The organism is Flavobacterium sp., assembly GCF_052437795.1.
Lineage (GTDB): Bacteria > Bacteroidota > Bacteroidia > Flavobacteriales > Flavobacteriaceae > Flavobacterium.
The window spans coordinates 76,989-87,799 of record NZ_JBQVPA010000007.1; the positions used below are offsets into that span (position 1 = coordinate 76,989).

General features: G+C 48.5%; 5 protein-coding genes. All 5 read left to right on the plus strand.

The features are described 5' to 3' along the window. Positions 1–36 precede the first annotated feature (36 nt). Positions 37–900 (plus strand): T9SS type A sorting domain-containing protein, encoded by an 864-nt coding sequence (locus ACT6R0_RS17795; RefSeq protein WP_444655179.1) that lies wholly within the window; start codon positions 37–39, stop codon positions 898–900. Positions 901–995: 95 nt separating this feature from the next. Next, positions 996–1,769 carry a hypothetical protein gene (locus tag ACT6R0_RS17800; RefSeq protein WP_444655178.1) on the plus strand — a complete coding sequence of 258 codons (774 nt, stop codon included), beginning with the start codon at positions 996–998 and terminating at the stop codon, positions 1,767–1,769. 170 nt (positions 1,770–1,939) lie between these two features. Then, positions 1,940–2,422 carry a helix-turn-helix domain-containing protein gene (locus ACT6R0_RS17805; protein ID WP_444655177.1) on the plus strand — a complete coding sequence of 161 codons (483 nt, stop codon included), beginning with the start codon at positions 1,940–1,942 and terminating at the stop codon, positions 2,420–2,422. A 328-nt stretch (positions 2,423–2,750) separates the two neighbouring features. After that, positions 2,751–8,111 (plus strand): choice-of-anchor L domain-containing protein, encoded by a 5,361-nt coding sequence (locus ACT6R0_RS17810; protein WP_444655175.1) that lies wholly within the window; start codon positions 2,751–2,753, stop codon positions 8,109–8,111. A gap of 25 nt (positions 8,112–8,136) precedes the next feature. After that, positions 8,137–10,811: PKD domain-containing protein (locus tag ACT6R0_RS17815; RefSeq protein ID WP_444655173.1), on the plus strand; the 2,675-nt coding region annotated here is incomplete at its 3' end.

Here is a 10,811-nt window from a genome sequence, read left to right on the forward strand (position 1 = left end):
ATGCAGCAAATAACAACTATTAAACAATCAAACAAAATGAAAAAATCATTACTCTTTGCATCAATTGCATTTTCTATTTCTGCCAGCGCACAATTCGTAGTGTGGGAAGACGATTTTAATGACGGTAATATTTCCGACTGGACGGTACTTGACCTGAATGCCGATGGGCAATCATGGCAGGCCAACAAGGACATCCAGATAAATGATGCCGGGCAGCCTGACATTACTATTGGGCAACGCTCAGTATTGGCCGCTTATAATATTGATATGATCACGGGCAGTCCGCTTGGGAACGGAGGGGCTTACCCTTTCGATCACGAGTGGGTTAAAAGCCCTGCAATAGACCTTTCATTGTACACGGGTGAAACAAGTCTTATCATCAATGCACAAAAAAGTATATATGACGGTCCCGACAATTTATATGTTTATGTTTCTACATCGCCGGAAACAGCATCTTTTGAACTGTTAAGTGAGGTATATCTTAACCGTGTGTCGATGACCGATCCTGAATTTGCCGATCACACGGTCGATCTTACAGATTATGTTGGCGAAGAGCAGGTATATATTGCTTTTGTAACCATAAACAATTTTTTTGTAGGCTATGAAATTGACAATGTAAAAATCGTTGCGTCAGGGATAGCCGGGGTTAAAGGCCATAACAGGGATACCATTGCCATTGAGCAAAACCCGGTTGCGGAAACGCTTAAACTGAAATTTACAGAGGCATCTGTGGCTGCAGGGCCATTAACGCTACAGATATTCGACCTGAGTGGCAAGATCGTTAAGGAAACAGTTTATAGCGAAGAAGGCATCGCTGTAAGCGAGCTTGCCGGAGGTATGTATTTCGTGGCGATCGATAATGGTGCCGCGACCGAAAGGCTGAAATTTATCAAGAAGTAGTTTAGGTAGGTACACTGTCGGGGGCCTTAGGGCACCGGCAGTGTTTTAAACAAAGCTGAACAGGCAAAGGCCTGTTCCATTAAAAAATTGACTTTATGAAAAGTATATTCAGGTCATTGCTGCTTTTTATCGGTGCGGCAATGGTATGTACAGGGTGCGAAGACCAACTTACACCACTTTACAGGCCGCAGGTAGCGGGTAAGATAGTGATAAAGGGCTATAATGCCATGGCCGATTCGGTGCAGGTGGTAGCAAACGGGCAGCCTATTAAAATAGGGGACCTTACGGCCTTTAAGGGCAGGATCGAAAACGAATATAAATTTGTGTTTTTTGACCATTTGCCCGAAAATATAAGCGTAGTGAACAAGGCGACGGGCGAGGTATTGCATTCATACACTTTTACCGACGAACAGCCTGCAGATACGATATCATTTTATGTAAAAGAAGCCATCTACATTGATAAGGTGCTCGCATCGCCGCCGGGAACGCTAAGCGCTACGGGCAGGACCGGGTACAAGTTCATCTTCCCGACCATGAACAGGTATTCCAACAGCGGCTACGATGGGGCGATAGATGCCATCATTAAAAAAACGAACGGCGAGGTGCTTGCCGTGGCACAAAATATAACCAGGGATAGCTTTGGCACTTTCGTAGAATTCCCTTTTGGGCCTCCGCCTGTTATCACTGTAGAGTTGGTAAAGCACGGTACTACAGATCCCTACGTTGCCGGGCAGCAGGTCATAGCCCAAATGGTAATGCAAAATAACAGGTCCAGGCTCATAGTGCTTGAGGAGAAAGTGAATGACAATGGCACTTTTGCAGGAGTTAATGCGACCACTAACCTTGTAGACTACTTTGACTTTCTTTAAGTGAGGGTTAAAAAGATCAGGCACCCATTAAAATTTGAGTAGTTTTTTTTCAGTTGTGTTTTAAGAACAGAATGCCCGGATAGGGGCATTCTGTTTCCTTTTTTATACTATTTCTATATAAGGCCACACAACATTTGCACGATAACAGCCTTTTTTAAATCACATATTGCATGAACCATTTTGCCATCATCTGCACTTCCGGTTTTGCCATTGCGCTTATTTATGTGGCCCATCCCTTTTTTTTACGAATAATATCCGGGTCTTCGGGCATGCCATCAAAAACCGCGGATGCTCCTATTATGGATGTTGCTGATGCGGATAATTTCGAACGCATAAAAAATGCCCTGGAAAATGACAGGATTTTTACCGATCCCTTCCTTACAGTTGATCTTCTTTCGGCCTATGTTCACCTCCATCCTAAAAAAGTTTCGCAGCTGATCAATCACTATGCAGGCATGAATTTTAACCAGCTCATCAACAAATATCGCATCGCCGAATCCAAAAAACTGCTATCTGATGCCAAATATGGCAACCTTACCATGCAGGGTATCGCTAAGGAGGCGGGTTTCAACTCCAGATCGGTATTTAACCATGCGTTTAAGCTTGAAACAGGCCTTACACCTAGTGGTTTTAAAAAAGAATGTACTGGTTAATTTATTGATATTCAGTTTTTTATTGTTGTTTTTTATATATTGTGTTTTTATTTTCCCTAACAATTGCCGGTACTGCAAATAATTTGTCCTGATTCCTGAATCAGGTCAAATTTGGGTCTTTACAACGCATTCCTAACCTCATCTAAACAATACATTTACGACATCATAACACTCCGTTTTGGTTACAAGGCACGCATGCGCGTACAGTGTTATTAACTAAAAAAAAGCAATGTCCCGCTGCTATGACATGGCCGGATGTTCCGCAGCATACGAACAAACTATTAACTGTACGGCATCGAAGCCCTCTTCATGCCTTAAAACATTTACCATGAAAAAGAATACGCTACTGCTTATGTTATTGATGAGTTGTTGTAGGTGCCTTTGCCAGGACTTCCAGGAGTCCTTTGACGATCCCGGCATAACTGCACCTACAGGCCTTGCATGGACCTTGCCAAATTCAGGGACCTGGCACATTTTTGATAACGGTACCGGCACACAGCAAAGCTGGACACTAAACACTCAGGGTACTTATCCCGCGCATTCACAGCCCCGGGCGGCCTATATAAACAGGGAAAATATAGGGCAGGGCAATACTTCTCAGGACTATCTCGCTACACCGCTCATTACGCTTCCTGCCGATTCGCAACTGCGTTTCCGTACCCGTACCACATTACAGCCGCAAAACGGTACCATCTTCGAGGTCCGGGCTGCTTCAGCTGCTTCCGACCCTACACTCCCTTCATCCTATAGCACTCTTGTAGCTTCGTGGACCGAAGCCAGCCTCATGCAGGATTATGATGTGTATGAGGAAAAGGTAGTGAACATGACATTGCCCGAACCTGCTATGTACCTTGCCTTTGTAAGGGTGCATACCCAGACTGGCTCAGGTGTGGGCGGAGATCGCTGGCTCATAGATGATGTAGTGGTTACCGGCCGATGTCTGGATGTGGCGAACATAAATGCTGTACCGTCAACCACCAGCGCTGTTGTTTCCTGGGACAGCCCCGGTCCGGCAACACAGTGGCAGGTGCATGTGCTTCCTGCGGGAATGCCAATTACAAGCCCTTTTGCCGGCACACCCTTACTTACAACGCTCCCAAATGCCAACACCGGCTTCACGGTAACCCAGACAACGCTTGCTTCTGCATCCGCGCTGGCTCCCGGTACGGCTTATGTGGTATGGATACGCCCGGTCTGTATGTATGAAGAAGGAGAGTGGGTTAGCTCACCGCCTTTTACTACCGATGTCCTGCCGTCTACCTGCGGCGGGAATTATATAGATAACGGCGGGATAGACGGTAATTACCTTCCTGATACGGATACAATAACGACAATATGCCCCGGTCCCGGCGAGATCGTAACTGTTACCTTTACCCATTTTGATACCGAGCCGGGCTTTGACGGCATCTATGTATACGATGGAGGTTCTGTAAATGCACCACAGATCATGAGTACCAATGGCGTGGGATATGGCATAATGACCGTTCCCGGCGCTTATTGGGGCAACCAGGTCCCCGGGCCTTTTACGGCAACTAGTGCCGATGGCTGCCTTACGTTCAGGTTCCTGAGCGGAGGTTCTGTGAACAATTCGGGCTTCCTGGCGAACATTACCTGCGCACCCGCGCCGGCATGCCAAAAGCCGACGGCTGTAACGGTAACCCAAACCACACTGAACAGTGCGACAGTAAGCTGGACACCGGTAGGCGCGGCAACACAATGGCTCGTATATGCGGTACCTTGCGGCTCACCTGCACCGGTTGCCGGAAGCCCCGGCGGGATATCTGCTTCACAGCCCACGCTAACTTTGGAAAACCTCGATCCCGCGACCTGTTATGACATCATTGTTATTGCTGTGTGCGACGGACCTTCCTACAGTGAGCCTACCCTGCCACAAACCGCTGTGACGCTTGTGCCCGAACCGGTGTGTGGTGGTATCTTCATGGATCCCGCGGGGCCGATGGACTATGCTGCCAATACCGACTATACCGTGACGATATGCCCTGATATACCCGGTGAGGTGGTGACAGTAGAATTTACAGAATTTGACATCCAGCAAAACTTTGACGGGATGTATGTATATGATGGCGACTCCACATCTGCCCCACAGTTTGACAGTGGCAACACGGGCGGATGGCTGCCCAACATCCTTGAACCGGGGGCATATTGGGGTACACAGGTGCCAGGGCCGTTCGTAGCTACTAGCGAGAGTGGCTGCCTTACCTTCCATTTTATGAGCAACCAGAATTTTAACGGTGCAGGCTGGAAAGCCAATGTTACGTGCGCGCCGCCGCCGCCGTGCCCAAAACCTACGGCAGTAGTGGCAAGCCTGCCCTTGCCTACAAAGGTTACTGTGACCTGGACCAATGTTGGCCCCGCTACAAGTTGGGAAGTTATTGCGGTACTGTGCGGATCACCGGCCCCTGAAGCAGATGCGGTGGGTGTGACCACTACCGACAACCCTTTTGTTCACGAAGACCTTGACCCTGATACCTGCTACGATCTTTATGTAAGGGCCAATTGCTCCTCTACAGGTAATGGCATGAGTGAATGGGCAGGGCCTGTTCCCCTCACTACAGAACCCGCTCCACCGGTTTGCGGCGAGGTCTTCATGGATGAAGGCGGAACGGGGAACTATCCGCAGGTATCCACTTCGGTGGTAACGATATACCCTGATAATGCCGGGGACATGGTGACCGTGTTTTTTAACTCATTTGCCCTGCATCCCGGTGGCGGCGATGTCTTGTATGTCTATGACGGCCCTACAACGTCTTCACCACAAATAGCAGGTAACAATGGCCCCGGTGACTCCCAATATCCCAATGTGCAGCAGCCGGGAGGTTTTTGGGGCTCGGAATTGCCGGGCCCGTTCGAAGCCACAAATCCGCTGGGCTGCCTTACTTTCGAATTCAAAAGCAACAACGCGCTCGCCTGGGTAGATACCAGCATGCAGGGCTGGACGGCAGATGTGGTTTGTAACCCCGCGCCCACATGCGCCAAGCCAACAGATGTTACGGTTACGGCTGTAACGCAAACCAGCGTAACTGTAGAATGGACTGAAACAGGCGCCGCGACCCAATGGCAGGTGCTTGTGCTTCCCTATAATGCGCCATTCCCAATGCCCGGTGCACCAGGATGGCAAACGGCAGATGCCAGTCCCTTTACCTTTGGACCGCTAACGCCGGGCCTGCCTTACAAAGTGTACGTACGTGCTGTGTGTGGTGCGGATGATGTAAGTACCTGGTCGTATTACGATGATCTTCATACCCCAATAAGCAACGACTTTTGTGAAGGGGCGATCATTGTGCCTGTTAATGACGATGCGTATTGCGGGCAAATAGTTGAGGCAACCCTATTCGGTTCAGGCGTTTCCGGCCTTTCGTCAGGTAACGAATATCCCTGCATTGGCAATGATAATGTGGACGTATGGTTTAAGTTCGTGGCTACGGGCACCGAGCATTATATAAAAATGAACAGCGTCAATGCCCAGGGGCAAACGGTAGCCTCATCGCCGGGATTCTCGCTCTTTTCGGGCGGCTGCCAGGGAGGGCTAACCTATATGGCGTGCTATGCGGGCACACAGGACGCATCGCTAAACCACATCATAGCCAATACACTTGTCCCGGGAGATACTTACTATATACAGGCTTTTGCACCGCAGGGCGCCAGTTACGATTTTAATGTGTGCATAGGTACATTGCCTGAGGTGATCGCCACGAGCGAGCTATTTACTGATGAAGAGCTTGTACACGATATTCTTTTTGATGCTACCTGTGCCATTATAACCAACGTTACTTCGTCTACCGGGACAGATTTTGGCTCGGTGAACAGCATCGGATACTTTAATGCGAACGGTTCCGGTTTTCCTTTTGCCGAAGGGGTAGTCCTTACTACCGGATATGTGGGCAAAGTACCGGGGCCCAACAATACCTATCTTTCAGATGGCGCCAGCCCAAATAGCCCGATACCTGACTGGACAGGCGATACCGACCTTGAAGCAATAATACTGGAGGGTACGGGCACGCCGCTCAACAGCCATAACGCCACAAAGCTGGAATTCGATTTTGTACCTGTAATACCTTTCATCAATTTCAATTTTATATTCGCATCAGATGAATACGGCTACTATCAATGCAATTACTCCGACTCTTTCGCATTCATCCTTACCGACCTGAGCGTGCCGGGAGCGCCGCCTGTAAACCTTGCGGTGCTGCCCAGTACGAGTATTCCCATATCGGTAGTAACGATACGCGATACGGCTTTCAACAGCACCTGCGATTCGCAAAACCCTGTCTATTTTGGGCAATATTACGGCGAGTATGAATTTGACCAGTGGGGTTTTTTACCCGATGGCATACCGCAACTGGCGGCTCCGGTAAACTTTAACGGCATGACCATTCCGCTGACGGCATATGCCGATGTGATACCCGGGCACCAGTACCATATAAAGCTGGTCATTGCCGATAGGGGCGACCATGCCATGGACTCGGCCGTGTTCATAGAGGCGGGCAGTTTTGATATTGGCAGCATTGATCTTGGGGCCGATCACCTCATTGCCAATGGTACCGCTGTGTGTGCCGATTCATATACCATAAATACAGGGCTTTCCCAAAACAGCTACACATTTGTTTGGAAGAACGGGGATGATGTTATTGATGGCCAAACAGGGCCATCGCTAACGGTCACAACTGCCGGCGCATATACCGTTACCGCGCTCTACAACAACTCCGAATGCTCTTCGACAGATACTGTCACTGTCGAATTCTATACTTCGGGATTATTAAGCCAGCCGCAGGATGTTATACAATGCCAGGCATATACGCTGCCCGTTCCGGCGGTGGGTCATTATTATGCGGATCCGGGCGGACAAGGAATTATTCTGGATGGTACGACGATCTCTGCCATTGGGGAACGCATGGTTTACATCTATTATTCTGCAGGGCCAAATTGTACCGAAGGATTTGGTTTCCTGGTAACGATCGCCGAAAGCTTTGAACTCCCTGAGATCGGGGATGTTCACTCATGCGGGCCCTACACACTTCCTGCAATTGATGGTATAAGGTATTATAACAGCACAGGCGCCACCGGTGGAGAGATCACAACAGTTGGGGCGACACAGGTGGTATATGCTTACACAGGTGATGGCAATTCCGGCTGTTCAGCAGAACAGGCATTTACCGTATTTGTGACCGATGTACCGCAGCTGGAGATCACGGGTGGCTGCAATGGCAATGAGTACCTGCTAAAAGCCACTGTGCTCAATGCTGTAGCGGACGCAGAATATGACTATACATGGGTGAACGATGGTGGTACTATCGTTTCAGGTAGTGGCTCGGAACAAGTAACAGTTTCGGGTGCGGGTACATACCATGTAACGGTTACGCTTGATAATTGTGATGGCTCCGGTCAAAAACTGGTAACGGATACTTCATGCTTTATCCAAAAGGGAATATCGCCAAATGGCGATGGGCTCAACGATGTTTTTGACCTTGAAGGCTATGATGTGGCAAAGCTGCAGATATTTAACCGTTATGGCAAAAAGCTGTATGAAAAAGGCCCGTATAGCAATGAGTGGGATGGCCGGGCAGAAAATGGTGAACAGCTTCCTGACGGCACCTATTTTTATGTGATTGAATTTGAAGGGGGAAGGGAAGTGCAGACCGGTTGGATCTATCTTGCATTGGAGAATTAGTATCAGTGATCAAAAGATAATTGCTATGAAAAAACTGATATTTCTTTTAATGATCTTGTGTTGTATGCCGCTTTGGTCACAAAACTACCTGATGAACAATGCGCCTGTCACTACCTGCTCAGGCACGTTTTACGATTCCGGCGGGGCTTCGGGCAATTATAACAATGACCAGCTGCTTACAAAAACCTTTTGTCCTGCTACAACGGGAAATAAGATACGTTTAAACTTCAGCACATTCCAACTACAGGAAAATTACGATTTTATGTATGTTTTTGATGGCAGCAGCGATGCATCGCCATTGTTGGGGCTATATACGGGAACGATCGGCCCCGGTATCATACAGGCTTCGGCAGGTAATGCTTCGGGCTGTCTTACGGTTCGTTTCGTATCAGGGGGTAATATTGTCGCGCCGGGGTGGATGGCCGCGATTTCGTGTGTACCTGCCTGTCAGGAAATAACCGCGGTGCTGGCAAGTTCGACCCCTGCCGCCGATGGTACTATTATCAGGGTTTGCCCCGGCGGAGCGGTAACATTTAACGGTAATGGCATATTTTCCGGATCTTCCAACGGTGCCGTATACCAATGGGACCTTGGCAATGGGGTAGCCGTCAACGGTCAGTCGGCCACTACGGCTTATGATGCTCCCGGAATATATCGGGTAAAGCTTACCATTACCGATGCTGCCCTTTGCAGGAACAACAATATTTTTGACCTTGTGGTGCAGGTAGCGACTGACCCTGTATTTGATATTACTTCAGATACAGATGAATTATGTTTTGGGCATTCGGTCGATATCACTGCGAACGTGATACCCACGCCTTATGCATCCCAGTGCGGCCCTTTTGAAGGTGGTGAAGCCTATATCGATGATATATTTTCGGGTGACCCGCCTTCATTGGCACAGTCTGTACTACTTGTTGATTGTTTTGCACCGGGACAGCTCCTTACAGATGTGGGACAGCTTCAGTCAATATGCCTTAATATCGAGCATGCTCGCGTGAACGATCTCGACATACTTTTGATAAGCCCTAACGGACAGCAGGTAAAATTGTTCGATTATAACAGCCCCGGATTCAGCAGCAGCGAATACCTTGGCTTCCCGATCCCTGACTGGGATCCTGCGGTAGGGGTGGGCAAGGAGTACTGCTTTTCCATGGCAGCATCGGTACCGTTTATAAATGCGCCTTCCATTATACTTGGAGAACCAGGAATGGGCTTTCCTCCGCAGGTAGTTCCGGGTACATATTTACCGCATGAAAGTTTCGATTCTTTGATAGGTAGTCCCCTGAATGGTGCGTGGACACTACAGATAAGGGATAACCTGCACCAGCATAACGGCAATCTCTTCTCCTGGGGACTGGAATTTTACCCGTCATTGTCACCTTCATTCACGCCACAGATCGTTTCCGGAGGCTGGCTTCCCGATCCGGCAATACTATCGACCGATGGGAATATTATAACAGTACGTCCTGATACGGCGGGACAGCATTGCTTTACCTATTGGGCAACAGATGATTTTGGGTGTACCCATACCCAAACCAAATGCATTGAGGTTTTGCCCCAAATGGACCTTACGGCGCCTCAGGACCTGTCAAATTGTGGTGGCCCATTCGACCTTACGCAAAACATTGCCCTGATCCTTAACGGGGCCAATGCGGACAGCTACAGCTTCCAGTTCCATCATTCTTATGATAATGCTTTGGACCTTGCCGCTCCCATTACTTCTCCGGAGCAATATGATGGTACAGATGGCGAAGAAATATTTGTCAGCATAGAAGACCTCAATAGCGGACAGGGTTGCATAGAGGCGAAAAGCTTTACCCTCTACCAAGGGAACGTGCAGGCCTTGATCACTCAGGGTGGTGACAGTGTTTGCCAAAATGAGCCTTTCCAGTTCACGTTCACGGGAAGCGGGGGAGAGGCTCCCTATACATTTGCTTTTTTGCTGGATGGTGAGCAGGGCAGTGTTAGCACCACTGTTGGAAATTCTGTGTATGTCAACATTCCTACAAGTGTTATCGGTGAGCACATTTTGCAAATGATAAGTGTGGAGAACGAAAGCTGCCATACTTTGCTTAATGATATTCATACTGTAAATGTGGTTTCGCGTCCAGAAGCATCTATAGTGATAGATAACAGTATATTATGCAGCCCAACGGTTACTCTTACAGGTTTCGAAGGCACAGCGCCTTATACTTTTTTATACTACATCGGCAACCAAAACTATACTATAACCACTGTTATGGGAAATAGTGTTGGGATAAATCTGCCGGATAGCGTTCAGGGACAAATAAGCATTGGTATTACAAATGTGTCAGATGTGTATTGCTCCAGCCTTCAGGATGATGCAGCATCGCTGATCATCTATCATCTTCCCCCGATCGCCCAGTTACCTCCTCTACGGAAGTGTTATGACAACAATGCCGGCAACGGGCAGTCCGTTTTTGATCTTACCCTACTGGAAAATGCGATACTCGAGGGTTATGACCCTGCATTGTATGCAGTAACCTTCTACAATGATCTTGGCCTCATCGTTAACCCCGCGAACTACCTTAGTGCTACCGATACGATAATTGCCCGGGTAACTAACACTATAACGGGCTGCTTTAAAGAAACCAGTGTTGAGCTCATCGTTAACCCGCTTCCGGTCGCCAATGCCCCTGTTCCGTACACGCTTTGCGACTACAATGATCCCGGTGA

Excerpts from the sequence above, each read along its gene's own strand:
- ACT6R0_RS17795 (WP_444655179.1), top strand. The coding sequence starts at position 37 with ATGAAAAAATCATTACTCTTTGCATCAATTGCATTTTCTATTTCTGCC.
- ACT6R0_RS17800 (WP_444655178.1), top strand. The coding sequence starts at position 996 with ATGAAAAGTATATTCAGGTCATTGCTGCTTTTTATCGGTGCGGCAATG.
- ACT6R0_RS17805 (WP_444655177.1), top strand. The coding sequence starts at position 1,940 with ATGAACCATTTTGCCATCATCTGCACTTCCGGTTTTGCCATTGCGCTT.
- ACT6R0_RS17810 (WP_444655175.1), top strand. The coding sequence starts at position 2,751 with ATGAAAAAGAATACGCTACTGCTTATGTTATTGATGAGTTGTTGTAGG.